Origin of the sequence: Streptomyces sp. NPDC089799, from assembly GCF_040684755.1 — a bacterium.
Lineage (GTDB): Bacteria > Actinomycetota > Actinomycetes > Streptomycetales > Streptomycetaceae > Streptomyces.
The window spans coordinates 68,122-92,760 of the sequence record NZ_JBFBGR010000001.1 but is presented as its reverse complement, the minus strand read 5'-3'; the positions used below and the strand labels follow the sequence as shown (position 1 = coordinate 92,760).

Genomic DNA, 24,639 nt, shown 5'->3' with positions numbered 1-24,639 from the left:
GCGCGATCAGAAATCGAAGCCGAGCTGGCCTCCGGTTTCCAGTTCCAGCGATTCCTCACTGCGGCGGACCTTCTTGAGGTGCCGCCACCGGGGCAGTCCGTCCATGTACGCCCAGGAGAGGCGGTGGTACGGGGTGGGCCCCAGTCGTTCAAGTGCCGCCCGGTGCACGGGCGACGGGTATCCGGCGTTCGCGGCGAACCCGAACTGCTCGATGCCTTCGGCTCCTTCGCCGAGTACGGCCATCATCCGGTCGCGCCGGACCTTGGCGATCACCGAGGCCGCGGCGACGGCGACGCAGGACCGGTCGCCCTTGATCACCGTACGGACCTGCCAGGGCGTGCCGAGATAGTCGTGCTTGCCGTCGAGGATCACCGCGTCGGGCCGGACCGGCAGCGCCTCCAGCGCGCGGACCGCGGCCAGCCGCAGGGCGGCCGTCATCCCCAGTTCGTCGATCTCCTCCGGGGAGGCGTCGCCGAGGGCGTACGCCGTCACCCAGCTCTCCAGTGCCTCGGCCAGCTCGTCGCGCCGCTTCACGGTGAGCAGCTTGGAGTCGGTGAGTCCGTCCGGCGGCCGGCGCAGTCCGGTGATCGCCGCGCACACGGTGACGGGGCCGGCCCAGGCCCCTCGTCCTACTTCGTCGACCCCGGCGATGACCTTGGCGCCGGTGGTAGCGCGGAGGGAGCGTTCGACGGTGTGGGTGGGTGCTTCGTACGGCATGGCGCCAGCAAGGGTACGCCCGTCGGAGCCGCCTGCGACACCCCGGCCCGGACCGTGGTCACGCGCGGAGCAGCGGCAGCAGCACCTGCTCGGTGAAATCCTCGATGTCCGCGTCCGGCCATTCGCTTCCGCACACCTTCGAGCGGTACATCATCATGGCCGGAATCACGTCCTCGACATACTGTCCGCGGGCGTCGGGCCGTACGTCGCCACGCATGATTCCGCGGTCCACGATCATCCGGAACACCGCCCCCGACGGCCGGATCAGCCGGTTGGAGATCAGCTCGTGGAAGCGTTCGGCGCCACTTGAGTCGCATTCGTGAAGGACTGACCTCAGGGCCTGCCCGGAGCGGGAGTGCATCACGTCACGCATCCACTTGCAGAGCTGCAGCACGTCCCCTCGGACGGAGCCGGTGTCGGTCGGCTCCAGCAGTGCGGGGAGGCGCGCCTCCAGTGCGTCGGTGACCAGGTCGGCCTTGTTGGACCAGCGCCGGTAGACGGCCGCCTTGCCGGTGTGCGCGCCGGCCGCCACGCCTTCCATGGTCAGCGAGTTCCAGCCGACTTCGCAGAGCTGCTCGATGACGGCGTCGATGATCGCCCCCTCCAGCTCGGCACCCCGCCGACGCGCCGGAATCACCATCACACACACCTCCGCCCGGCTCGGGGGCGACCGCCAACCGGCCGCGCACCGCCTGTCGTTCGCGCGCCCGTCGCACACCATTTCAGCCTTAGAGAACGCTTGCGTTCCCTTGTCACGCCATCCTACGGTGGCAACCAGTGAACGGAAGCGTTCACTATTTCACCTTGGGGGATCAGCAGTGACAAGGACACAAGTGGCCGCGACCCGAATACCGGGGGCGGCCCGCCGGGAGGGACGCCCCGGCATCGCACTGACCGTCATCGCAGCCTGTCAGCTCATGGTCGTGCTCGACGCGACCATCGTGAACATCGCGCTCCCGCACATCCAGACGGCGCTCGACTTCTCGACCACCGGCCTGTCCTGGGTGCTCAGCGCCTACACCCTCACCTTCGGCGGACTGCTGCTGCTCGGCGGCCGGGCCGGCGACATCCTCGGCCGCCGCCGGGTCTTCATGACCGGAATCGCGCTGTTCACGCTGGCCTCGCTGCTCGGCGGCTTCGCCCAGGAGCCGTGGCAGCTGCTGGCCGCCCGCGCGCTGCAGGGCGTGGGTGGCGCGATCGCCTCGCCGACCGCCCTGGCACTGATCACCACCACCTTCCCGGAGGGGCCGGAACGCAACCGGGCCTTCGGCGTCTTCGCCGCCGTCTCGGCGGGTGGCGGTGCGATCGGCCTGCTCGCCGGCGGCGTGCTCACGGACTGGCTCGACTGGCGGTGGGTGCTCTTCGTCAACGTGCCGATCGGCGCCCTGATCCTGCTGCTGACCCCGCTCTTCATCAGCGAGTCCGAGCGGCACCCCGGCCGGTTCGACATCGCGGGCGCCCTCACCTCCACCCTCGGCATGGCCTCCCTCGTCTACGGGTTCATCCGCGCCTCCGAGGAGGGCTGGCGCGACGGGCTGAGCGTGGGCTCCTTCGTGGCCGCCGTCGTGCTGCTCGCCCTGTTCGCCGTGATCGAGTCGCGGGCCAGGGAGCCGATCACCCCGCTGCGCATGTTCGCCGACCGCAACCGGGCCGGCACCTACCTGATCATGCTCAGCCTGGCCGCCGCGATGTTCGGCATGTTCTTCTTCATCGTCCAGTTCGTGCAGAACGTGCTGGGCTACTCCCCGATCGCCTCCGGCTTCGCCTTCCTGCCGGTGACCGCCGCCATCGGCATCGCCGCCGGGCTCTCGCAGAAGCTCCTGCCCCGCTTCGGCCCCAAGCCGTTCATGGTGACCGGATCCGCCCTGGTCGCGATCGGCCTGGGCTGGCTCACCTTCCTCGACACCGACAGCTCGTACGTCTCCGGGATCCTGGGTCCGATGGTGGTCTTCGCCTTCGGCATGGGCCTGAACTTCGTCACCCTGACGCTGACGGCCGTCTCCGGGGTCGCCACCCACGAGGCCGGCGCCGCGTCCGGACTGCTCAACGCCAGCCAGCAGGTGGGCGGTTCGCTCGGCCTGTCCATCCTGGTCACGGTGTTCGGCACAGCGGCCCGCGAGGAGACCACCAAGCAGCTCCCGGCCTTCGCCGCCCAGGCCACGCCCGAGCAGATGGCGGTCTTCAAGGAGACCGGGGTCATGCCCGGCCCGGCCGGCCACCAGGTGCTCGCCACGGGCATCTCCGACGCCTTCACGGCGGCCGCGGGCATGGCCCTGCTGGCCCTGCTCATCGCCCTGATCGTGATCCGGGTCCGCAAGAGCGACCTGGCGGCCCTCAACGGCAACGCCGCGGCCGGGGGTCCGGCCCACTGACGGCGCCCGGGAGCACCCCGCAGCACCACTCGGCAGTACGGGGCGTCGGCCCGGCGGACCTCCGCCGCGGCCGGCGCCCCTTCCCCCGTCGGGCGCTCCCGCACCGGGTGGGCCCACGGGCGCGCGGCGGTGCGCTCAGTAGGAGGAGGCGTAGCGGTCGGCGAACGTCCCCAGCCCCGAGCACACCTCGTACGGGGCGGTGACCGGGCACCGCTGCAGGATCCGCATGGCCCGCTGCTCGCCCAGGCTGGTCGCGTACCAGGGCGTCCGGCCCCGGCCCGCCAGGTCGTCGTTGATCCCGCGCAGGGCGCACGACCGGTACGGCTCGGGCAGCCGGTCCAGCGCGGGCACCGCGTCCGCCGACAGCGACTGGACGTAGGCGAGGTCGATCACCCCGCCCCTGTCCTGCTCCGCGGCCCGTTCGAACCGGGCCACGTTCCGCTCGGCGATCAGCCCGTCCGGCGACGCCAGTCCGAAGGCCAGTACGGCGGCCCCGGCGCTCGCCACCACCGCGCGGGGCAGCCACCGGGCGCCGAACACCCCGGCCGCGATGATCAGTACGATCACCAGCCCGAGCCACAGCTCCACCGCCGCCACCGAGAGCCGCAGCCGGGTCAGCCCGTACGCGTCCACGTAGAGGTCCATGCGGCGCAGGGCCGAGGCCACCACGACGAGGGTCAGCACGCACAGCGTGCCCAGCACCGCGCGCACCAGGCTCCGGTCGCGGGGGCCGGAGCGGGGCGACCGGCGCAGCGCCAGGGCGATCACCACCAGCGTGAGCAGGGTGGCCCACAGCAGCTGCCAGAAGCCCTGCCGGGCGTACTCCGCACGGGTCAGACCGGTCCGCTCCAGCACCCGGTCGTAGCCGCCGAACAGCACGGTGAGCTGCACCGCGATGAACCCGGCGAAGAGCAGGTCGAGCACGATCAGCGGGAGGGCCCACTCGGCCCGGGAGCGCGGCTTCGCCGGGGCGATCCTGATCCGGTCCCAGCACAGCGGGCCGGCGGCGGCCCGGGCGGCGGCCACCGCCGCGACCCCGCCGAACAGGAAGAGCAGCACCCGGACCGGCCCGTCCTCGACCGAGACGTCGGGGGCGAGGCCGCCCAGCAGATCGGCGAACGCGGCGTCGGCCGAGGCGAAGAGGGCGCCGAACAGGACCAGCAGCACCGCCGCCACCGCGGCGGCCCGGACCAGCGGCCACCAGCGGTCCCGGGTCCCGCTGCCGAGGCCGCGCAGGCCCTGCCAGGCCCAGGCGAGGCCGGTCGGCGCGGCGTCGAGGAAGCCGAGCGGGCTGAGCAGCACCCCGGGCCAGGTCCGGCTGCCGTAGAGGGCGAGCGCGGCCAGGCCGACCGCGGCGAACACGGCCGGGACGGAGGTCCAGCCGGCGTCGCGCAGTGCGGGTACGGCGAGCAGGGCGAGGCAGCCCAGCGCCCACGCCACCGTCCACGGACGGGCCTGGCGGCCGGCGGTACGGGCGGCGGCGTACGCGGCGAGGGCGGCCGGGAGCGCGGTGATCAGCAGCCCGATGCCGAGCCCGTCGCCGAGCAGCAGCGCGGCGGCCAGACCCGTGCCGAGCACCCCCCAGAGGGTCGCCGGAGGAACGGGCGCGGGGTCGGCCGGACGGATCAGGGCGACCCATCCGGGCTCCGCGGGCCGCACCCCGGCGGGGCCGGGGCGGCCGGAGGGAACGGGGTGACCGGACGCTCCGGACCCGTCGGACTCGCGGGACCCGCCGGAGCCCTCGGGCTTGCCCGACCCACCGGATTCGCCGGGTCCGCCGGGGGCCTCCGGAGTGCGCCAGGCCGGGTGGGGCTGCCGCTCGGCCCGGCCGGGCCTGCGGCTCTGCCGTTTCCCGCTCCCGCCGGCCGGTTGGTCCTCCATCGCGCCGTCGTCGCGCTGTTCCGGCATCCGTGCCCCTCCCCTGTCGGCCGCACCGGCCCGCATCGGGGCCGGGGCGGCGGAGCGGTCAGGGTAGGCCGCTGACGTGCGGCTCCCTCCCGCCGCGGAGTCCGCTGTGGCAGGACCGTGACAAACACGGCCCGGCGGAGGGGAGCCCCTCCCCGGGCACGGACCGGGTCAGGCAGCCGTCTCCGGCAGCCATGCCGGCAGCGCCTCGGTCCGGGACAGCCACTCGGCCGGGACCACGTCCTCGCCCCGCGCCCCGAGCACCCCGCCCACGATGGAGCAGGTGGTGTCCACGTCCCCGCCCGCCTGCGCGGTGGTCCAGAAGGCCCGCTCGTAGTCGTCCAGCGAGCGGGCCGCCGACCACAGCGCGAAGGGCACGGTGTCGTGCGCGCTCGTACGGCGGCCACAGCCCAGCACCGCCGCCACGGTCGTCGCGTCGCCGTAGTCGAGCATGTCCTTGGCCCGGCGCAGTCCGGCGCCCACCGCGCTCCGCGGCACCAGAGCGATCACCCCGTCGAGGAGTTCGGCCGGGGTGGGCGGTCCGGCCGGAGCGGCCGCCAGGGCGGCGGCCGCGGCCACCGCCATCGCCCCGCACACCGCCTCCCGGTGCTGGTGGGTGGTGTACGCGGAGATCTCCGCCTGGTGCGTGGCCTGTTCGGGGTCGTCGGCGTACCAGGCGCCCAGCGGCGCGATCCGCATGGCCGCGCCGTTGCCCCACGATCCCTGCCCGTTGAACAGTTCGGCGGCCAGCGTGCGCCAGTCCCCGCCCTCGCGGATCAGCCGCAGCATCCGGTTCACGGCCGGTCCGTAGCCGCGGTCGAAGTCGTGGTGGGCGGCGAAGGACGCGGCGAGCGCGTCCTGGTCGATCCGGCCGTGCCCGGCCAGCACGGCCGCCACGGAGCAGGCCATCTCGGTGTCGTCGGTCCACTGCCAGGGGCCGGGCGGCAGCTCGCGCCGCTTGAGCCGCGGGTAGTTGGCGGGAACGAAGAACTGGGAGCCCAGGGCGTCCCCGACCGCCAGCGCGCGCAGGCTGGCCAGCACGCGGGCGTAGCGCGGGTCGGCGGAGGCGGCAGCGCCGGAAGGGGAGGAGGAGCTGACGGAAGAAGGGACGGAAGAGGGAGAAGGGCCGGAAGAGGCGTCAGGGGTCGTCATCGCGGGTCACTCTAGTCGGCTCGGTCGTCGAGGTCGTAGGACTCGGGAGTGGTCCACCGCTCGAACGGGCGGTCCAGGCGGTAGCGCCCGTCCGCCCCCAGCCGGAGGACCCGGAATTCGCCGTTGCCCGGGTTCGACAGGCACTCGAACTCGGCCACGGACCAGTGGAACCAGCGCATGCAGAACAGCCGCATGGTGAGCCCGTGCGTCACCAGGAGCACGTTCGGCGGGTGGTCGGGCTGCTCGAAGCTGCGGTGCAGGCTCTCCAGGAAGGAGCCCACCCGGTCGTACACGTCGGCTCCGGACTCCCCCTGCGCGAACCGGTAGAAGAAGTGGCCGTAGGCGTCCCGGTAGGCCTTCTGCAGCCGGACGTCGCCCCGTTCCTGCCAGTTCCCCCAGTCCTGCTCGCGCAGCCGCGGCTCCTCTCGTATCCGCACCCGTCCCGGGTCCAGCCGAAGTTCGCGGAAGGTCTGGAGGGTGCGCCGGTAGGGGGACACGTACGCGCTGATGTGCTCCTCGCCGAAGAGCTCGCGCAGCCGTTCGCCCGCCTCGACCGCCTGTTGGTGGCCCTTCCGGGTCATCCGCAAGGCGTGGTCGGGTTCCCGCTCGTACACCGTGTCGTCGGTGTTGCCCTCCGATTCCCCGTGCCGGAGGAGGACGATGCGCTGTGGGCGTGACATGCCCCGACCCTAAGTCGCGCGACCCGCGGGAACGAACGCAGCACGCCGGTGGGACCGCACGCCGGTAGGACCATCACACCGTCCAGGACGGCTCCAGGTCGATCACGTCCCCGGTCAGCGCCTCGACGTCGGCCTCGGTCTGCGCGCGCAGCGACAGCCGTTCGACCCGCTCCTGCCGGTACTTTCCGTGCTCGGCCGCCGACTTCCACATGGACAGCACCAGGAACTCGCGCCCCGGCGCCTCCCCGAACAGGCCCCGCACCATGCCCGGGGAGCCGGCCATGGCCGGGTTCCACACCTTCTCCTGCATCAGCGCGAAGTGCTCGACCCGGCCGTCGCGGACCCGGGTGTGCGCGACCCGGATCACGTCGGCGTCGGTGAAGCGCGGCTCGAAGCCGGTCTTCACGTCGAAGCGGTGGTCGAAGAGCGTGCTGCGCGGACCGGTGAAGGTGCCGTTCTGCGCGGCCGCCAGCCGGTCGTACGAGCGGGCCATGAAGGAGTCGTAGAAGGCCCGGCTCTCCCAGAACGCGAAGATGTGCGCGACGCCCTGCCTGCCCCGGCTCCAGCCACCGCCCTGCCCCCTGAATCCCGGCTCGCCGGGCAGCCCGGCCCATTTCCGCTGCCCACGCTCGAACCCCCGTCGATCCGTCACCGTGCAGCGAATCCACTTGACCAGCACCGGGCCATCGTACGGGCCCGGGACCGGCCGGGGTCAGTCCTCGGCGCGGTACCTCCGCACGAGTTCCGTCCCGTCCCGATCGGACAGCCGGATCCCGAACTCCCGGTCGAGCAGCGGGAGCAGCTCCCGGACCGGCACGGTACGGCTCACGGCCGGGGCCCGCCCGCCGGCCGGTACGACGGTCAGCCGGTCGCCGATCAGGGCCGTACGGGCGGACTCGGCGGCCCGCTGGACGATCAGCTGCCGGGTGAACGCCGCCCGCGGGTGGGAGGAGCTGTAGTGGTTCATCAGGACCCAGTCCACGGGGTACGCGTGCTGCGGTGAGAAGGCGTACAGGTCGCGCCACTCCCCCTCACGCAGGAAGCACAGGGCGAGGATGCCCTCCTCCTCGGCGCGCATCCGGTACGTCCACTCCCCCTGCCGGACCTCGGTCCCGGGGCGGTCCAGCGGTACGGGCTCCAGCGGGCCCTGGTGGCCGAACCCCGCATCGCAGAGCCAGCGAACGCCGTCCACCGTGACCACGAGGAGGGCGTGGGTGACGGGCATCAGGGCGCCGCGGGTGCGGTTGCGGGCGGCCCGCCCGGAGACGTGGAAGCCGATCCGTTCCAGGGCGGCGGCGAGCAGGGAGTTCTGTTCGTAGCAGTAGCCGCCGCGGCCACCGCGCACCAGCTTGTCCTCGATGTCCTTCAGGTCCAGCCCGACCGGACGGCCCAGCAGCACGTCCAGGCTCTCGAAGACGATCGACCGCACGTGGGCCCGGTGCAGCCCGCGCAGGGTCTCCAGGTCCGGGGCGGGTCGCCCTGCGTACCCGATCCGCGCCAGGTACGCGTCCAGGTCCAGCTCGTCACCGCTCCACATGGCTCCCCCGAGTTCCCAGGTCCGGTCGTGCTCGGGTCAATGATCACCCGAGGGGTGCCGGACGGGGCGGTACGGGTCCGGACGGGTGATCCTCGCCGGCCGGCGGCCGCCGGGCCGCGTCGCCCGCCGCGGGCCGCGGCCGCGGGCGGTCTCATGGCAGGTGCGGCGGCATCGGGCAGGTGCGGCGGCATCGTGACAGGGGCCGTTCGGTACGGCCGGCACGCCGGAGAAGGGAACCAACCGTGTTCGGGAACACCGAGGCATTCAGCAGTTTCGCCGTGGACGACATCGAGCGGGCGAGGCGGTTCTACGGGGAGACCCTCGGACTGCGCGTCACGGAGGAGTCGATGGGGGCCCTCCTGCTCCACGTCCCCGGCGGCACCCCGGTCTTCGTCTACCCCAAGGACGGGCACGCCCCGGCGACGTACACGGTCCTCAACTTCCGCGTCCCCGACATCGACACGGCCGTCGACGAGCTCACCGCCCGGGGGGTCGCCCTGGAGCGGTACCCGGGGTTCGAGGCCGACGAGAAGGGCGTCGTCCGCGGCGGACCCGAGGGCGGCCCGGCGGCGATCGCCTGGTTCACCGACCCGGCGGGCAACGTCCTCTCCGTCCTCCAGGAGAACTGACCCCTACGCTCTGGTCCATGGATACCTCGGCTGAATCATGCGGGCAGGGCGCGGGACCGGTGACGGTGGACGAGGGGGTCGGGATACCCGTGCCCGCGCCCGGTGAGGTCTGGACCGTGGGTGCGGTGGTCCTCAACGAGCGGGGGGAGGCGTTCGCACAGCGGCGCAGCGCCGACCGCCGGCTGTTCCCGGACTGCTGGGACATCGTGGGCGGGCACGTGGAGCCCGGCGAGACGCTCGTCGGGGCGCTGGCCCGCGAGGTGTCCGAGGAGACCGGCTGGCGGCTGCGGCGGATCCGGCGTTCCCTCGGGGTCTCCACCTGGACCGGCGACGACGACGGCACCGTGCGCCACGAGGCCGATTTCCTGGTCGAGGTGGACGGCGACCTGGCGCGACCCGCCCTGGAGCGGGGCAAGCACTCCGGGTGCGGCTGGTTCGGCCCGGACGCCCTGGAGCGCCTGAAGGAGAACCGCGCCCCGGGGGAATTCTTGGTCCACGACCTGATCGCCCGCGCCCTGGACACCGCCCGCACCCCGGACAACGCCTGCGCCCCGGACTCGGACACCGGCCGATGACTCCGCGGTGTCAGCCGTTCTGCCAGCCCGGGAGCGTCGGCAGCACCTTCTCCGCCACGGCGAGCAGCGTCGTGTCATCGGGCATCAGGCTGCCGCTCCGCCGCCAGACGGTCACCTCGTAGAAGCCTCCGCCGTCCTTCGCGTCCCTGGCCACCGCCAGGGAACGGGCCATGGGACCGCGGCCCGAGGTGGCCTTGCCGCTTCCGCCGATGTTGAAGCCGATGGCGAGGGTCTGGCTGGAGTAGAAGACCGCGGGGCGCCCCAGGACCGTCTGCTTCTGTACGTCCGAGCCCAGGAGCCCGGCCGACTCGACCCGGAGGTCGTAGTCCACCCCGATCTCCACGTGGTGCTTCTCGGTCTCCGCGGTCGCCTGCGGCGCGGCCCTCTTGGTGCCGCTGCCGAAGGTCTGCCAGTCGCCGCTGCCGCTCGCGGACCTCACCGGGTCCTGCGGGGTGCCGAGCAGAACCGGCAGGTCCGGCCGGTTGAGCGCCTCGCACAGCCGGGCCCCGGAGGCGTACTGCGCCGGGAGCACGTCCGTGGAGACGGAACACCGGGCCGGCCCCTCGGCCTCCTGCCGATCGGCCGCCTGCATCGCCCAGGCTCCGGCCGCGAGGCCCCCGACCAGCACCACGGCCGCGATCACCTGCGCCGGCGCGCTCATGCCCTTGTCCGCCACTGCCACGTTGTCGGCCATGTCCCCCACCCCCCTGTACGCGCCCCCTGCGCGCCGGTGAGCCTAACCCGTGATCGTTACCCGGGGGTAGCCCCTTCTCACCTGCTGTTTTCCCGGTTGCGTTCCCGGGTGCCCGGGCGCCTTCCCGGGCGGGCACGCCGCACGACCCCGAAGGGGACCGGCCGAGGCCGGTCCCCTTCGGGTCATCTATCGGTCAGGCTCAGCTGCAGCCGCTGGTCGAGCCGCAGCCCTCGCAGATGTAGCAGGAGCCGGCGCGCTGCATCTTCGTCCCGCAGGAGAAGCAGAGCGGGGCGTCGGCCGAGACGCCGAGCTGCATCTCCACCAGTTCCGCGTTGCTGTGCGCCACCTTCTTCGGGGCCGGGACCTCCACCACCGGGACGGCCGGGACGGCCGCCAGCGGGGCGGACTGCGCCAGGGACTCGGTGTCGAGCTCCTCGTCGAGCGGCTCGTAGGAGCCGGTCTCCAGGTGGCGCTGACGCTCCTCGGCGGTGTGGATGCCGAGCGCCGAGCGGGTCTCGAACGGCAGGAAGTCCAGGGCCAGGCGGCGGAAGATGTAGTCGACGATCGACTGCGCCATCCGCACGTCCGGGTCGTCCGTCATGCCGGCCGGCTCGAAGCGCATGTTGGTGAACTTCGAGACGTAGGTCTCCAGCGGGACGCCGTACTGCAGGCCGACCGAGACGGCGATGGAGAAGGCGTCCATCATGCCCGCGAGGGTGGAGCCCTGCTTCGACATCTTCAGGAAGACCTCGCCCAGGCCGTCGTCCGGGTAGGAGTTGGCGGTCATGTAGCCCTCGGCGCCGCCGACCGTGAAGGAGGTGGTGATGCCCGGGCGGCCCTTGGGGAGGCGCTTGCGGACCGGGCGGTACTCGACGACCTTCTCCACCGCGGTGCGGATGGTCTCCTCCGCCTTGGCGGTGACCTCGGCCTTCTCGTCCTCCTTCTTCTTGGCGGAGAGCGGCTGGCCGACCTTGCAGTTGTCGCGGTAGATCGCGAGGGCCTTGACGCCGAGCTTCCAGGCCTCGAAGTAGATCTCCTCGACCTCCTCGACGGTGGCCGACTCCGGCATGTTGACCGTCTTGGAGATGGCGCCGGAGATCCACGGCTGGATCGCGGCCATCATGCGGACGTGGCCCATCGCGGAGATGGAGCGCTCGCCCATCGCGCAGTCGAAGACCTCGTAGTGCTCGGTCTTCAGGCCGGGCGCGTCCACCACGTTGCCGTGCTCGGCGATGTGGGCGACGATCGCCTCGATCTGCTCCTCCTGGTAGCCCAGGCGGCGCAGGGCCTGCGGGACGGTGCCGTTGACGATCTGCATGGAGCCGCCGCCGACGAGCTTCTTGAACTTGACCAGGGCCAGGTCCGGCTCGACACCGGTGGTGTCGCAGGACATCGCCAGGCCGATGGTGCCGGTCGGCGCGAGGACGGAGGCCTGCGCGTTGCGGAAGCCGTTCTTCTCGCCGAGGCGGATGACGTCCTGCCAGGCCTCGGTGGCCGCGGCCCAGACCGGGGTGTCCAGGTCGTCGGTGCGCGGGGCGACGGCGTTGGCGTCGGCGTGCTGCTTCATGACGCGCTTGTGCGGCTCGGCGTTGCGGGCGTAGCCGTCGTACGGGCCGACGACGCCGGCCAGCTCGGCGGAGCGCTTGTACGCGGTACCGGTCATCAGCGAGGTGATGGAGGCGGCGAGGGTACGGCCGCCGTCGGAGTCGTACGCGTGGCCGGTGGCCATCAGCAGGGCGCCGAGGTTGGCGTAGCCGATGCCCAGCTGGCGGAAGGCGCGGGTGTTCTCGCCGATCTTCTGGGTCGGGAAGTCGGCGAAGCAGATGGAGATGTCCATCGCGGTGATGACGAGCTCGACGACCTTGGCGAAGCGCTCGACCTCGAAGGACTGGTTGCCCTTGCCGTCGTCCTTGAGGAACTTCATCAGGTTCAGCGAGGCGAGGTTGCAGGACGTGTTGTCCAGGTGCATGTACTCGCTGCACGGGTTGGACGCGGTGATGCGGCCGGACTCGGGGCAGGTGTGCCAGTTGTTGATCACACCGTCGTACTGGATGCCCGGGTCGGCGCAGGCCCACGCGGCCTCGGCGAGCTTGCGGAACAGCGCCTTGGCGTCGACCTTCTCGATGACCTCGCCGGTCATGCGGGCGCGCAGGCCGAACTCGGTGCCGTTCTCCACGGCCGTCATGAACTCGTCGTTCACGCGCACCGAGTTGTTGGCGTTCTGGTACTGGACGGACGTGATGTCGTCGCCGCCCAGGTCCATGTCGAAGCCCGCGTCGCGCAGGGCGCGGATCTTCTCCTCCTCCTTCACCTTGGTGGCGATGAAGTCCTCGACGTCCGGGTGGTCCACGTCGAGCACGACCATCTTGGCCGCACGGCGGGTGGCGCCGCCCGACTTGATCGTTCCCGCGGACGCGTCGGCGCCGCGCATGAAGGAGACCGGGCCGGAGGCGTTGCCGCCGGAGGAGAGGAGCTCCTTGGAGGAGCGGATGCGGGAGAGGTTCAGGCCGGCGCCGGAGCCGCCCTTGAAGATCATGCCCTCTTCCTTGTACCAGTCGAGGATCGACTCCATGGAGTCGTCGACGGACAGGATGAAGCAGGCGGAGACCTGCTGCGGCTGGGGCGTGCCGACGTTGAACCACACCGGGGAGTTGAAGCTGAAGATCTGGTGCAGCAGGGCGTAGGTCAGCTCGTGCTCGAAGATCTCGGCGTCGGCGGGCGTGGCGAAGTACCCGTACTCCTCACCGGCCTTGGTGTAGGTCTTCACGATCCGGTCGATCAGCTGCTTCAGACCGGTCTCGCGCTGCGGGGTGCCGACCGCGCCGCGGAAGTACTTGCTGGTGACGATGTTGACCGCGTTCACCGACCAGAAGTCGGGGAACTCGACGCCTCGCTGCTCGAAGTTGACCGAGCCGTCGCGCCAGTTGGTCATGACGACGTCACGGCGTTCCCAGACGACCTCGTCGTACGGGTGCGCGCCGGGGGTGGTGTGGATGCGCTCGATGCGCAGGCCGCCCTTGCCCGCCGACTTGGCACCCTTCGCGCGGGAACCGCGTGCCGGGCCGCTCGCCGTCTCTGTCATGCTGCCGCCTCCCATATGCGGGCAAAAACGCCCTGATGTGCCAGCAATATTCCGTGGCACGGTTCTGACTTGATCTTCATGTGGCTCTGTGCGGACTGACGGGCCGCTGTGCGGCCGCCCGGTCAGTCGGCGGCGGAGGCGGGCGCGGGGACCGGACCGGTCCCGGCGGGCTCGCTCACTCCGCTGCGAGGCCGCTGCCGCAGTTCCGCGATGGCGGCCTCGAAGTCTTCCAGCGTGTCGAACGCTCGGTATACGGACGCGAAGCGCAGGTACGCGACGAGGTCGAGCTCCTGCAGGGGGCCGAGGATGGCCAGGCCCACGTCGTGGGTGGTCAGCTCGGCGCTGCCGGTGGCGCGCACGCACTCCTCGACCCGCTGGCCGAGCTTGGCGAGGGCGTCCTCCGTGACGGGCCTCCCCTGGCACGCCTTGCGCACGCCGGAGATGACCTTGGAACGGCTGAAGGGTTCGGTGACACCGCTGCGCTTGATCACCATCAGTGACGCCGTCTCCACCGTGGTGAAGCGGCGGGAGCAGTCCGGGCACTGACGGCGACGGCGGATCGACGTGCCGTCATCCGTGGTGCGGCTGTCGACGACGCGGCTGTCGGGGTGCCTGCAGAAGGGGCAATGCACGGTTCTCCCACCCTCCCTCACGGCACGACTGAATGGCCCAGGACAGCCCTGTGCAACAGCGCGGCGGCTGTTCTGAGGGCTCCTGAGGCAGACACCAGCATATGCGATCCCACGCGTCCCAGATGACACGGGAGCCACAACTGCTGGGTGACTTCGACCATCCAACCACTAGATCTTGTGTTTCGCATGACCTGGGTCCCCACCGCGTGTCGCGGGACGGAATGCCCGGATTCGGGCTCCGGGACTGCCAGACTGGGTACCGGCCCGGACGGTACCGGCCCGGGCGGGGGCCGTCCGACCGGGAAGGGTACCGTAAGGACGCGGCGCCGGACCGAACCCGCGTTCGGCACCGAAGCCCCCCGGCCACCCCGGGCCACGGCACCCCGGACTGCGGTCCATACACCTCTTACGGTCGTCACGTAGAGCAATCTGCGATTTTTCACTCGAACGTGTGTTTGGCGCAACCTTTCGAAAGCAACTACCGTTGTCCAGCCAGGGGAGAACATTCCGTTCGAGAGGGGCCGCCGACGTGACCACCACCGCAGACAGTGCCACCATCACTGCCCAGAACCGCTCCCAGAGCCGAGTCGAGCCGGTGCATGCCATGACTGACGCAAGCCTGAATCCCGACGGGGAGGCCTCCGTACGCCCCGCGCGCTCGCTGCCCGGACGACCTCCCGGGATCCGCGCCGACAGCTCCGGCCTCACCGACCGGCAGCGGAGGGTCATCGAGGTCATCCGCGACTCGGTGCAGCGGCGCGGATACCCCCCGTCGATGCGGGAGATCGGCCAGGCCGTGGGCCTGTCCAGCACCTCCTCCGTCGCGCACCAGCTGATGGCCCTGGAGCGGAAGGGCTTCCTGCGCCGCGACCCGCACCGCCCGCGCGCCTACGAGGTCCGCGGCTCGGACCAGCCCAGCTCGCAGCCCACGGACACCACCGGCAAGCCCGCCGCCTCCTATGTGCCGCTGGTCGGCCGGATCGCCGCCGGCGGCCCGATCCTGGCCGAGGAATCCGTCGAGGACGTCTTCCCCCTCCCCCGGCAGCTGGTCGGTGACGGCGAGCTCTTCGTGCTGAAGGTCGTCGGCGACTCGATGATCGAGGCGGCCATCTGCGACGGCGACTGGGTCACCGTCCGCCGCCAGCCCGTCGCGGAGAACGGCGACATCGTGGCCGCCATGCTCGACGGCGAAGCCACCGTCAAGCGCTTCAAGCGCGAGGACGGCCACGTCTGGCTGCTCCCCCACAACTCCGCCTACCAGCCCATCCCCGGCGACGAGGCGACCATCCTCGGCAAGGTCGTCGCCGTCCTGCGGCGGGTCTGACACCCCGCCGCCCCTGGCGAACCCCGGGACCCACTGCGCCGGTCCCGGGGTTCTTGGCGTTCCCGGGGTTCCGGCGTACCCACTTGCCCTCGGCCGTACCTACTTGCCCTCGGCCTGGGCGGCCGTGTCGATCGCCGCGAGGGAGCGGCGGACCTGGTTGCGGTCCGTGGTGTACCAGAAGTCCGGCAGTGAGGACTTCAGGAAGCCGCCGTACCGGGCCGTGGCCAGCCTCGGGTCCAGCACCGCCACCACACCCCGGTCGCCCGAGGCGCGTACCAGCCGACCCGCGCCCTGGGCCATCAGCAGCGCCGCGTGCGTGGCCGCGACGGCCATGAAGCCGTTTCCGCCGTGCTCCTCGACCGACTTCTGGCGGGCGCTCATCAGCGGGTCGTCCGGCCGCGGGAACGGGATCCGGTCCATGATCACCAGCTGGCAGCTGGGACCGGGCACGTCCACTCCCTGCCACAGCGACAGGGTGCCGAACAGACAGGTCCGGGGATCCGCCGCGAAGTTCTTGATCAGTTCTCCGAGGGTCTCCTCGCCCTGGAGCAGGATCGGGTGGTCCAGCCGGGTCCGCAGCTCCTCCGCGGCCGCCTTCGCCCCGCGCATCGAGGAGAACAGCCCCAGGGTGCGGCCGCCGGCCGCCTCGATCAGCTCCGCCAGCTCGTCCATCATGTCGCCGCGGGTGCCCTCGCGCCCCGGCGTGGCCAGGTGCTTGGCGACGTAGAGGATGCCCTGCTTCGGGTAGTCGAACGGCGAGCCGACGTCCAGGCCCTTCCAGACCGGCACGTCCTCGCCCTCCACGCCCTCCGGGGAGAGGCCCAGCGAGGCCGCGACCCCGTTGAAGTCACCGCCCAGCTTGAGCGTGGCCGAGGTGAGGACCACCGAGCGGTCCTCGAACAGCTTCTCCCGCAGCAGGCCGGAGACCGACAGCGGGGCGACCCGCAGCGTCGCTCCGCTGTGTCGATAAGCGGCTCCGCCGCGGGGCTCGTGCCGCTCGTACCAGACCACGTCGTACTCGGAGCCGAGCGTGATCCGCTCCGCCACCGCGTGGATGTTCTCCACGGAGGCCAGCGCCTGCTTGCGGACGGCGTCCTCGTCGGCCATCGACTTGTCGCGGGTCGCGCCCATCCGCGAGATCACCTCGCGGGCCGCGTCCCGCAGCGCGAGCAGGGCGTACCCCAGGTCCTCGGGAACGGTCTCCAGCCGCCCCGGCAGGGCCAGTTCCATGATCCGCTCGAAGGACTCGGCGGCGTTCTGCAGGGAGTCCGCGGTCTTCTCGTCGACCAGCTTGGCAGCGCGCTTCACCGCCCGGTTGACCTGCCCCGGGGTGAGCTCGCCGGTGGCCACTCCGGTCACCCGGGAGACCAGCTCGTGGGCCTCGTCGACGATCAGCACCTCGTGCTGCGGGAGGACCGGCGCCCCCTCGATGGCGTCGATGGCGAGCAGCGCGTGGTTGGTGACGACGACGTCCGCCAGCTTGGCCCGCTCCCGGGCGGCCTCGGCGAAGCACTCGGCGCCGTACGCGCACTTGGTCGCGCCCAGGCACTCCCGGGAGGAGACCGAGACCTGGGACCAGGCCCGGTCGGAGACGCCCGGGGTCAGGTCGTCGCGGTCGCCGGTCTCCGTCTCGTCCGCCCAGTCGCGCAGCCTCAGCAGGTCCTGGCCGAGCTTGCTGCTGGGGGCGGCCGCCTCGAACTGGTCGAAGAGGCCCTCCTCCTCGTCCTGCGGCGCGCCCTCGTGCAGCCGGTGCAGGCACAGGTAGTTGGAGCGGCCCTTGAGCATGGCGAACTGCGGCCGCCGGCGCAGCTGCGGGTGCAGCGCCTCGACGGTGCGCGGGAGGTCCCGTTCGACCAGCTGGCGCTGGAGGGCCAGGGTGGCCGTGGCCACCACCACGCGCTCGCCGTGCGCGAGGGCCGGCACCAGGTAGCCGAGGGACTTTCCGGTGCCGGTGCCTGCCTGGATCAGCCGGTGCGCGTTCTCGTCGATCGCTTCGGCGACGGCTTCGGCCATGGCCACCTGGCCGGGGCGCTCCGTGCCGCCGACGGCGGTGACGGCGGCGTGCAGCAGGTCGGGGAGGGAGGGCTTCGTCATAGCACTGACAACCCTACGCGGCTCCACCGACACCGGTGGTCAGAGCAGGGTCCGGAGGGCACGGTCACGGAGCATCAGGGCGGCGCGCTTGTCCGGCAGGTCGATCTCCGCGGCCAGCCGGAACCCGGCGTTGAGGAAGGCGGCCACGGAGGGGGTGTTGCGGAGGTCGGGTTCGGCGACGACCCGGGTGCAGCGGGGACGGTTGTCGAGGATCATGTCGGCGACCGTCCGCAGCAGTACGGTGCCCAGCCCGCGGCCGCGGTCGGCGGCCTCGCCGATCAGCACGTGGATCCCGGTGTCCTCGGGGCGGGCCGGGTAGTGGGCGGCGAGCGGGTCGAGATCGGCCCGGTAGATCTCCCAGTAGCTCATCGGGGTGCCGTCGAGCAGGCCCAGGCAGGGGATGCTGCGGCCGTCCCCGGCCAGCTGGGCGCTCAGGTGGGCGGCGGTCACCAGGCTGGGGCCGGCCAGCCCCCAGAAGGCGGCCACCTCGGGGTCGTTCATCCAGCGGGCGATGAGCTTCCGGTCCCGGGCAGGGCGTACGGGTTCCAGCCGGAACAGGCCGGCCCGGGTGGCGGCCGGGCGCCAGTCGGCGGGACTGTCCAGGAGGTCCGCCTCCGCGAGCCGGGGCAGCAGCTCGGCGGGGAGCGGCCGGCCCTGGGCGGGGAGGGCACCCGGTGGGAGTGCGGTCTCCGGTGCGGCAGCCGTGCCCGGTGTCGCGCACGTGCCGGGTGTGGCGAACGTGCCGGGTGTGGTGAATGTGCCCGGTGTGGTGAATGTGCCCGGTGTGGTGGCCGTGGCCGACGCGGCAGCGGGGGCGGGGGCGGTGTTGATCGAGGTCATGGTGGTCACCCGTGGAGGGGATTGGGGATCGTGACGTAGACGGACTGGGTGTCGACCGGCCCGACGAGCTCGTCGAGGCCGCCCACCCGGGTGAGCAGGTTGGCCTTGCAGCGCAGGGCCGGGGAGTCCAGCAGCAGGGCGGGGAGCGGGCCGAGGCCGGCCGCCTTGCCGAGGAAGCCCCGGAACGCGGCGAGCAGGACGCGCTCGTCGGCCAGGCCCTGCGACCCGAAGGCGCCGATCAGGCCGAGCACGTTGTTGATGCCCAGGTAGTAGGCGAAGCGTTCGTCGGTGACGGCGTCGGAGACGAAGGTGTCGCTGGTGGTGCCGATGCCGGGGAGCCGGGCGTCGAGGGCCGCGCGGTGGGACTCGCGGAAGTAGTAGCCCTGGTTGTCGCGGTAGCGGCCGCCGACGGGCCAGCCCTCGGCGTCGAGGAGGACCAGGGTGTTCTGCTGGTGCGCCTCCAGGGCGATGCCGGCGATCGCGTCGAGGCCGAGCACGGGCAGCACCACGTGGTCGAGGTAGCGCAGGAACCACTCGGCGGCTACGGCCGGGGTCGGGCGGCCGGTGCGGGCGGCGAGCCGGCAGACCGTCTCGGCCAGCGCGGAACGCAGGGTGGTCCGTCCGGGCCAGGGCCGCGGGGCGGTGAACCCGGCCACGCACAGGGCCCGCTCGCCGGAACGGAACGGGTTGTGGCGGAGGACGGCGTCGAGCCCGGGGACCGGGGTGCCGGCCGGGTCGTCCACGGCGACCCAGGCGGGGTCGCGGACGATGTCGAAGCCGGGGTGGGCGGCCTGCCACCGGTCGGCCAGCCCGGTCCGGAGCAGGCGGTGCACCTCCACCCCGCGGTGCAGTTCCTTGCGGAGGTTCTCCCGGCGGGAGTTGGTGATCGGCAGGCCCAGGGAGAGCTTGAGCATCGCGGGGCCGGCCGGCCGGTGGACGGTGCGCACGGAGGAGGTGGGGTACCAGGGGGCGCCGAAGGGTCCGAGGTCGTGGAGCAGTCCGGCGTCCAGGAGGGCGGCCGCGGCCGGCCGGCGGAGCACCTCGCGGGCCTGCCAGGGGTGCAGCGGGAGCGGGGTGGTGCCCAGGGGCAGCGGGAGTCCGGGGGCGAGCCGGGCCAGCAGGTGTCCGGCGGGGAGGGCGCGTCCGCCTTCGGTCCACGCGGAGTCGGTGGCGACCACGGAGGGGGCGACGGCCACCCAGTGCAGCGGGAAGGAACCGTGGAGCTCCGGCGAGTAGCGGCGGGCCTCGCTCTCGGTGAGCCCCTCCCGGCTCTTGGGGGCGGGGTGGAGGGGGTGGCCGAGGACCAGGGACTGTTCGGCGTGGAGGAAGGGGTCCCGGCCCACGGGCGCGGGTGGCTCCGGCCGGGCCCGCCGCTCGGCGAGGAAGGCGGCCGTACGGCGTACGGAGTCGGCGACCCGGCCGACCAGGTCCGCGCCGGGCGGGGCGGCAGCGGGAGCGGCGGGTCCGGCCGGGGCCCGGCCGGCGGGACCGGGCGGGGTCCCGGGAGCGGTCGGCGCGCCGGGAGCGGCCGGGGCGGTGCGCCCGGCCTCGCGGACCAGGAGTGCCGCGGCGGTGACCGCGTCGAGGACCGGGGCCCCCGCCGGGACGCCGTCGATCCGCGCCGGGCCGAAGCGGTGCAGGCCGGCTGCGGACCAGTGCCGTACGGGCACGACCAGGGCCGTTCCCGAGGCGGGCAGCGGGATCCGCAGCGGGCCGTCCCCGGCGGGCCGGGCCAGGGCCCGCTCGCGCACCCAGCAGCGGAGCAGGTTCTCCACCGCGGCGGCGTCGGCGGCGGCGGCCGGATCCGGGTGGTCCAGCGGATCGGCCGGCCAGGCGGGGACGGGCACCGCGGCGGGCGCGGGGGTGCGCGGGGGGAGGGAGCCGTAGTTCTGCCGCGGAAGACCTGCCTGCGGGGTGCCGGTGGAACGGAACGGATCGGGTGTGGAGGTCACTGCGGGTTCCTTGGGGTGAGTCGGCGGTGCCGGGCCCGTCCGGCGGCGGCCACGGCGTCGGCGAGCCGGTCCAGCACCGCCGTGGCCTGCTCGTCGGTGAGGGTGAGCGGGGGCAGCAGCCGTACGACGGCACTGTGGCGGCCGCCCAGCTCGACGATCAGCCCCCGGGCCAGGCACTCCTCGCGGACGGCGGCAGCGAGCGCCGGGGCGGCCCCGTCCCCCGGGGTGTCCGGGTCGGTGAACTCGATGCCGATCATCAGGCCGCGGCCGCGCACCTCGGCGATGCAGGGATGGTCCGCGGCGAGGCCCTGCAGGGCGGCGAGCATCCGGTCGCCCAGCACGGCGGCACGCTCGGCGAGACGGTTCTGCCGGACGTAGGCGAGGGTGGCGGTGCCCGCCGCCATGGCGAGCTGGTTGCCGCGGAACGTTCCGGCGTGGGCGCCGGGCTCCCAGAGGTCCAGGTCGGAGTGGTACACGATGACGGCCAGCGGCAGGCTGCCGCCGATGGCCTTGGAGAGCACCATCACGTCCGGGACCACGCCGGCGTGGTCGACGCCCCAGAAGGCGCCGGTCCGGCCGACCCCGGTCTGCACCTCGTCGGCGATCAGCGGGATGCCGCGCGCCGCGGTGATCGCGCGCATCCTGCGCAGCCAGTCGTCGGGGGCGGGCAGCACCCCGCCCTCGCCCTGCACCGGTTCGAGGATCATCCCGGCCGGCCGGGGGATCCCGTTCCTGGGGTCGTCGAGCAGGCTCTCCGTCCAGTGGGCGGCCAGCGCGGCGCCCTCGGGGCCGCCCACGCCGAACGGGCAGTGACGGTCCTGCGGGAAGGGCAGCCGGGTCACCCGGCCGTCGCGCGCTCCTCCGGAGGCGGCCAGGGCCCCGGCGGTCATCCCGTGGTAGGCGCCGGTGAAGGCCAGCAGCCCGGAGCGTCCGGTCGCGGTGCGGACCAGCGAGAGGGCCGCCTCGACTGCGTCGGTGCCGGCCGGGCCGCAGAACTGGATCCGGGCGTTCGCGGCCAGGGCGGGCGGCAGGGCGGCGAACAGTTCGGTGGTGAAGGCGTCCTTGACGGGGGTCGCCAGGTCCAGGACGTGCAGCGGGGCGCCGGAGTCGAGGACCGCGCGTACGGCCTCCAGCACCACCGGGTGGTTGTGGCCGAGGGCGAGGGTGCCGGCGCCGGAGAGGCAGTCCAGGTAGCGGCGTCCGTCGGCACCTTCGATGGTGAGGCCACGGGCCCGCACCGGGACGATCGGCAGGGCCCGGGCGTACGTACGGGCCGCCGACTCGCGCAGGGACTGCCGGCGCAGGATGCCCTCGGGGGCGAGGTCGGCCGCACCGTCATTCCCCGCCCGCGGCACGGAGGTTCCTCCGTCCGCGTCCGGCCGCCCGGCAGTCCGATCGGTCAAGGCGGCCACGTCTGTCGCACCTCCCGCGTACACGGTCCGTCGAAGGATGGATGGTCGAACGGGAGCGCTGTCGCGCTTCCCCCGTACGTACCAACGACCGTGTGCGCGGCAGATCACGGGTAGCGTCAAGATCCTTGCCGGAACCGCGGACCCGCTCTGCGCCGTCCCCAACGTCATCGGCATAGTGGGGGGTTGCACTCCACGTCCGACACCCGATCCATCCACACGGGGGAATCAACGACATGCGACCGATGCGACCGGTCACCGCCGTACTCTGCGCGGCCGCTCTCGCGCTGACCGCCTCGGCCTGCGGGCCCGGTGACGACGAGGCCGGCGGCGACGCCAAGCCGACGGTGTCGGCCGGCAGCCCCGGCGGCACGGACGGGATCCAGATCCCGGACCGGCTCAAGGAGAAGCTCAAGGAACGCGGTTTCGACCTGGACAAGTGGAAGGGGGGTGAGTGGAAGAACTGGAAGAAGGAGGACTGGCTGCGGGAGGCCGAGGACTACGTCAACCCGATCATCGAGGACCTGTGGGACCCGGACCGGATGCGTGACGCGCAGAAGCCCGAACGGCCCGGCGCGGACCCGGACCTGGGCAAGGACCACGGCGTGACGGACCCGACCCCGGCCCCGGTCACCGCGAAGGCCGCCGCCGCGCCGTACCACAAGAGCGTTCCGGAGTCCGGCAAGGTCTTCTTCGACGGCCCCGAGGGCTCCATGGTCTGTTCGGCGACCGTGGTGAAGGACCCGGCGCACCCGGGCAAGTCGAACATGGTGTGGACGGCCGGCCACTGCGTGCACGCGGGCGCCAAGGGCGGCTGGTACCGCAACATCGCCTTCGTCCCCTCCTACAACAACGCGGGCAAGTCGGCGGCGCAGATCAAGGGCGCCTCCCGCGAGCAGGTGGCCCCGTACGGCGTGTGGTGGAGCGACTGGGCGCAGACCTCGAACCAGTGGATCGCCACCGGCGGACCGGTCGGCGGCGCGGGCGCGCCGTACGACTTCGCGGTGCTGCACGTGACCCCGGAGAAGGGCACGACGGCGAAGTCGCTGGAGGAGACGGTCGGTTCGGCACTGCCGGTGGAGTTCAACGCCCAGGCCGTCCCGAAGATCACCAAGATGACGGCGACGGGCTACCCGGCCGCGGCGCCGTTCGACGGGCAGCGCGCCTTCCAGTGCAACGACAAGCCGGGCCGGCTGTCGCTGAACCAGAACGACCCGGTGATGTACCGCATCGGGTGCACCATGACGGGTGGCTCCTCGGGCGGCGGCTGGGTCGCCGCGGGCGCGGACGGCAAGCCCGCGCTGGTGTCGAACACGTCGATCGGCCCGGCCAAGGCGTCCTGGCTGGCGGGCCCGCGGCTCGGCCCGGAGGCCAAGGGGATCTTCGACGCGGTGAGCAAGAAGTTCGCCAAGCAGTAGGCGGCGGGCGGTAACACCGGACAGCATTGCGCCCCCGGGCCGAGGCCCGGGGGCGCAATGCTGTCCGGCGCCGGCCGGCGATGACCGGCCGGTGAGCCGGCCCGGCCGACCGGTGGGTCAGCGCGTGACCAGTGCGTACGGAGCGAGGTCCGCGGCGAGTTCCCGGTGGACGCGGGCCTTGAGCAGGGTGCCCTCCGCGGTGTGCTCCTCGGAGATCACCTCGCCCTCGGCGTGCGTCCGGGCGACCAGGCCGCCCCGGGTGTACGGAACGAGCGCCTCCACCTCGACCGCGGGCCGGGGCAGCTCGGTGTCGATCAGCTCCAGGAGCTCGGCGATGCCCTGCCCGGTACGGGCCGAGACCGCCATGGAGTGCTTCTCGATGCGCAGCAGCCGCTGCAGGACCAGCGGGTCCGCCGCGTCCGCCTTGTTGATCACCACGATCTCGGGCACGTCGACCGCGCCGACCTCGCGGATCACCTCCCGCACGGCCGCCAGCTGCTCCTCCGGCGCCGGATGCGAGCCGTCCACGATGTGCAGGATGAGGTCGGAGTCGCCGACCTCCTCCATGGTGGAGCGGAACGCCTCGACGAGGTGGTGGGGCAGGTGCCGGACGAAGCCGACGGTGTCGGCCAGGGTGTAGACCCGGCCGCTCGGCGTCTCGGCCCGGCGCACGGTCGGGTCGAGGGTGGCGAACAGGGCGTTCTCCACCAGCACGCCGGCTCCGGTGAGCCGGTTGAGCAGGGAGGACTTGCCCGCGTTGGTGTATCCGGCGATCGCGACCGACGGAACCTTGTTCCGCTTGCGCTCCTGCCGCTTGAGGTCGCGGCCGGTCTTCATCTCCGCGATCTCCCGGCGCATCTTCGCCATCTTCTCGCGAATGCGGCGCCGGTCCGTCTCGATCTTGGTCTCACCGGGGCCACGGGTGGCGAGGCCGCCGCCCTTGCCGCCGCCCATCTGCCGGGACAGCGACTGACCCCAGCCGCGCAGGCGCGGCAGCATGTACTGCATCTGTGCCAGCGCGACCTGCGCCTTGCCCTCACGGGACTTGGCGTGCTGGGCGAAGATGTCCAGGATCAGGGCGGTCCGGTCGATCACCTTGACCTTGACGACGTCTTCGAGGGCGATCAGCTGGCCGGGGCTGAGCTCGCCGTCGCAGACGACGGTGTCGGCACCGGTTTCGAGGACGATGTCACGCAGCTCACGGGCCTTGCCGGAGCCGATGAAGGTGGCCGGGTCGGGCTTGTCGCGGCGCTGGATCACGCCGTCGAGCACCAGGGCGCCCGCCGTCTCGGCGAGGGCCGCGAGCTCGGCCAGGGAGTTGTCCGCGTCCTGGACCGTTCCCGAGGTCCAGACGCCGACGAGCACCACGCGTTCCAGTCGCAGCTGGCGGTACTCGACCTCGGTGACGTCCTCGAGCTCGGTGGAGAGGCCCGCGACGCGGCGCAGGGCCGCGCGCTCGGAGCGGTCGAACTGCTCGCCGTCCCGCTCTCCGTCGATCTCGTGGCTCCAGGCGACGTCCTCTTCCATCAGGGCATCGGCCCGAAGGCTCCCGGTAAAGCTCTGTGCGTCCTGTGAAGGGGAAGAAGAGGAGGAGGTCATTGGATCCTTACGTCGTCGTGGTGAGGTG

Annotated in this window: 20 protein-coding genes; 5 read left to right on the top strand and 15 right to left on the bottom strand. The window is 72.5% G+C overall.

Annotation, left to right across the window (positions count from 1 at the left end):
* Positions 1-6: 6 nt before the first annotated feature.
* Positions 7-717 carry a ribonuclease HII gene (locus AB0O36_RS00360; RefSeq protein ID WP_365101827.1) on the bottom strand — a complete coding sequence of 237 codons (711 nt, stop codon included), beginning with the start codon at positions 715-717 and terminating at the stop codon, positions 7-9.
* A 58-nt stretch (positions 718-775) separates the two neighbouring features.
* Entirely contained in the window at positions 776-1,357 is a 582-nt protein-coding gene (locus AB0O36_RS00355) for a TetR/AcrR family transcriptional regulator (RefSeq protein ID WP_365101824.1), read from the bottom strand.
* Between the two features lie 193 nt (positions 1,358-1,550).
* On the opposite strand from AB0O36_RS00355, the gene AB0O36_RS00350 reads away from it, so the two are divergent.
* A complete protein-coding gene (locus AB0O36_RS00350; RefSeq protein ID WP_365101822.1) occupies positions 1,551-3,089 on the top strand; it encodes an MFS transporter in 1,539 nt (512 codons plus the stop codon).
* A 135-nt stretch (positions 3,090-3,224) separates the two neighbouring features.
* Here the strand turns inward: AB0O36_RS00350 and AB0O36_RS00345 are convergent, their stop codons facing one another.
* From AB0O36_RS00345 to AB0O36_RS00325, 5 genes are all read right to left on the bottom strand, one after another.
* Positions 3,225-4,997 carry a DUF4173 domain-containing protein gene (locus tag AB0O36_RS00345; RefSeq protein WP_365101819.1) on the bottom strand — a complete coding sequence of 591 codons (1,773 nt, stop codon included), beginning with the start codon at positions 4,995-4,997 and terminating at the stop codon, positions 3,225-3,227.
* A gap of 168 nt (positions 4,998-5,165) precedes the next feature.
* Entirely contained in the window at positions 5,166-6,146 is a 981-nt protein-coding gene (locus AB0O36_RS00340) for an ADP-ribosylglycohydrolase family protein (protein WP_365101816.1), read from the bottom strand.
* Between the two features lie 11 nt (positions 6,147-6,157).
* On the bottom strand, positions 6,158-6,826 hold the full coding sequence (locus AB0O36_RS00335) for a histidine phosphatase family protein (RefSeq protein WP_365101814.1): 669 nt from the start codon (positions 6,824-6,826) through the stop codon (positions 6,158-6,160).
* Between the two features lie 73 nt (positions 6,827-6,899).
* A complete protein-coding gene (locus AB0O36_RS00330) occupies positions 6,900-7,505 on the bottom strand; it encodes a YdbC family protein (RefSeq protein WP_365101811.1) in 606 nt (201 codons plus the stop codon).
* Positions 7,506-7,538: 33 nt separating this feature from the next.
* Positions 7,539-8,363: an arylamine N-acetyltransferase gene (locus AB0O36_RS00325; protein ID WP_365101808.1), complete on the bottom strand. Its 825-nt coding sequence runs from the start codon at positions 8,361-8,363 to the stop codon at positions 7,539-7,541.
* A gap of 242 nt (positions 8,364-8,605) precedes the next feature.
* Between AB0O36_RS00325 and AB0O36_RS00320 the strand changes: the two genes are divergently transcribed.
* Positions 8,606-8,992: a VOC family protein gene (locus tag AB0O36_RS00320; protein ID WP_365101805.1), complete on the top strand. Its 387-nt coding sequence runs from the start codon at positions 8,606-8,608 to the stop codon at positions 8,990-8,992.
* A 17-nt stretch (positions 8,993-9,009) separates the two neighbouring features.
* On the top strand, positions 9,010-9,567 hold the full coding sequence (locus tag AB0O36_RS00315; protein WP_365101802.1) for an NUDIX domain-containing protein: 558 nt from the start codon (positions 9,010-9,012) through the stop codon (positions 9,565-9,567).
* Between the two features lie 10 nt (positions 9,568-9,577).
* Here AB0O36_RS00315 and AB0O36_RS00310 read toward each other — a convergent pair whose 3' ends face one another.
* The 3 genes from AB0O36_RS00310 to nrdR form a co-directional block, all read right to left on the bottom strand.
* Complete coding sequence (locus tag AB0O36_RS00310; RefSeq protein WP_365101799.1) at positions 9,578-10,261, bottom strand: DUF6215 domain-containing protein; 684 nt, start codon at positions 10,259-10,261, stop codon at positions 9,578-9,580.
* A 199-nt stretch (positions 10,262-10,460) separates the two neighbouring features.
* A complete protein-coding gene (locus AB0O36_RS00305) occupies positions 10,461-13,343 on the bottom strand; it encodes a vitamin B12-dependent ribonucleotide reductase (protein ID WP_365101796.1) in 2,883 nt (960 codons plus the stop codon).
* A 122-nt stretch (positions 13,344-13,465) separates the two neighbouring features.
* The gene (gene nrdR, locus AB0O36_RS00300) at positions 13,466-13,975 is read right to left on the bottom strand and encodes a transcriptional regulator NrdR (protein ID WP_365101793.1); all 510 of its coding nucleotides are present in this window, start codon (positions 13,973-13,975) and stop codon (positions 13,466-13,468) included.
* Between the two features lie 529 nt (positions 13,976-14,504).
* Here nrdR and lexA point away from each other — a divergent pair.
* Positions 14,505-15,299, top strand: coding sequence for a transcriptional repressor LexA (lexA, locus tag AB0O36_RS00295; RefSeq protein ID WP_365101790.1), 795 nt, complete (start codon positions 14,505-14,507; stop codon positions 15,297-15,299).
* Between the two features lie 99 nt (positions 15,300-15,398).
* Here the strand turns inward: lexA and AB0O36_RS00290 are convergent, their stop codons facing one another.
* From AB0O36_RS00290 to AB0O36_RS00275, 4 genes are read right to left on the bottom strand one after another with little or no spacing between them, the layout of a single operon-like run.
* Positions 15,399-17,393 (bottom strand): ATP-dependent DNA helicase, encoded by a 1,995-nt coding sequence (locus AB0O36_RS00290; protein WP_365101787.1) that lies wholly within the window; start codon positions 17,391-17,393, stop codon positions 15,399-15,401.
* A 39-nt stretch (positions 17,394-17,432) separates the two neighbouring features.
* The gene (locus tag AB0O36_RS00285; protein WP_365102519.1) at positions 17,433-18,233 is read right to left on the bottom strand and encodes a GNAT family N-acetyltransferase; all 801 of its coding nucleotides are present in this window, start codon (positions 18,231-18,233) and stop codon (positions 17,433-17,435) included.
* 5 nt (positions 18,234-18,238) lie between these two features.
* The gene (locus tag AB0O36_RS00280) at positions 18,239-20,185 is read right to left on the bottom strand and encodes an IucA/IucC family protein (RefSeq protein WP_365101784.1); all 1,947 of its coding nucleotides are present in this window, start codon (positions 20,183-20,185) and stop codon (positions 18,239-18,241) included.
* Entirely contained in the window at positions 20,182-21,540 is a 1,359-nt protein-coding gene (locus AB0O36_RS00275; protein WP_365101781.1) for a diaminobutyrate--2-oxoglutarate transaminase family protein, read from the bottom strand. Before AB0O36_RS00275 ends, AB0O36_RS00280 begins: the two co-directional genes overlap by 4 nt.
* A gap of 290 nt (positions 21,541-21,830) precedes the next feature.
* Between AB0O36_RS00275 and AB0O36_RS00270 the strand changes: the two genes are divergently transcribed.
* On the top strand, positions 21,831-23,012 hold the full coding sequence (locus AB0O36_RS00270) for a hypothetical protein (RefSeq protein ID WP_365101779.1): 1,182 nt from the start codon (positions 21,831-21,833) through the stop codon (positions 23,010-23,012).
* Positions 23,013-23,129: 117 nt separating this feature from the next.
* On the opposite strand, the gene hflX is transcribed toward AB0O36_RS00270, so the two are convergent.
* Entirely contained in the window at positions 23,130-24,611 is a 1,482-nt protein-coding gene (hflX, locus tag AB0O36_RS00265; protein ID WP_365101776.1) for a GTPase HflX, read from the bottom strand.
* Between the last annotated feature and the right edge of the window lie 28 nt (positions 24,612-24,639).

Bases quoted from the DNA above. Each gene is read 5' to 3' on its own strand.
- AB0O36_RS00285 (WP_365102519.1), bottom strand. From the start codon at position 18,233: ATGACCTCGATCAACACCGCCCCCGCCCCCGCTGCCGCGTCGGCCACG.
- AB0O36_RS00315 (WP_365101802.1), top strand. From the start codon at position 9,010: ATGGATACCTCGGCTGAATCATGCGGGCAGGGCGCGGGACCGGTGACG.
- AB0O36_RS00270 (WP_365101779.1), top strand. From the start codon at position 21,831: ATGCGACCGATGCGACCGGTCACCGCCGTACTCTGCGCGGCCGCTCTC.
- AB0O36_RS00305 (WP_365101796.1), bottom strand. From the start codon at position 13,343: ATGACAGAGACGGCGAGCGGCCCGGCACGCGGTTCCCGCGCGAAGGGT.
- AB0O36_RS00360 (WP_365101827.1), bottom strand. From the start codon at position 717: ATGCCGTACGAAGCACCCACCCACACCGTCGAACGCTCCCTCCGCGCT.
- AB0O36_RS00325 (WP_365101808.1), bottom strand. From the start codon at position 8,363: ATGTGGAGCGGTGACGAGCTGGACCTGGACGCGTACCTGGCGCGGATC.
- AB0O36_RS00335 (WP_365101814.1), bottom strand. From the start codon at position 6,826: ATGTCACGCCCACAGCGCATCGTCCTCCTCCGGCACGGGGAATCGGAG.
- AB0O36_RS00340 (WP_365101816.1), bottom strand. From the start codon at position 6,146: ATGACGACCCCTGACGCCTCTTCCGGCCCTTCTCCCTCTTCCGTCCCT.
- AB0O36_RS00290 (WP_365101787.1), bottom strand. From the start codon at position 17,393: ATGACGAAGCCCTCCCTCCCCGACCTGCTGCACGCCGCCGTCACCGCC.
- AB0O36_RS00310 (WP_365101799.1), bottom strand. From the start codon at position 10,261: ATGGCCGACAACGTGGCAGTGGCGGACAAGGGCATGAGCGCGCCGGCG.
- hflX (WP_365101776.1), bottom strand. From the start codon at position 24,611: ATGACCTCCTCCTCTTCTTCCCCTTCACAGGACGCACAGAGCTTTACC.
- AB0O36_RS00345 (WP_365101819.1), bottom strand. From the start codon at position 4,997: ATGCCGGAACAGCGCGACGACGGCGCGATGGAGGACCAACCGGCCGGC.
- AB0O36_RS00355 (WP_365101824.1), bottom strand. From the start codon at position 1,357: ATGGTGATTCCGGCGCGTCGGCGGGGTGCCGAGCTGGAGGGGGCGATC.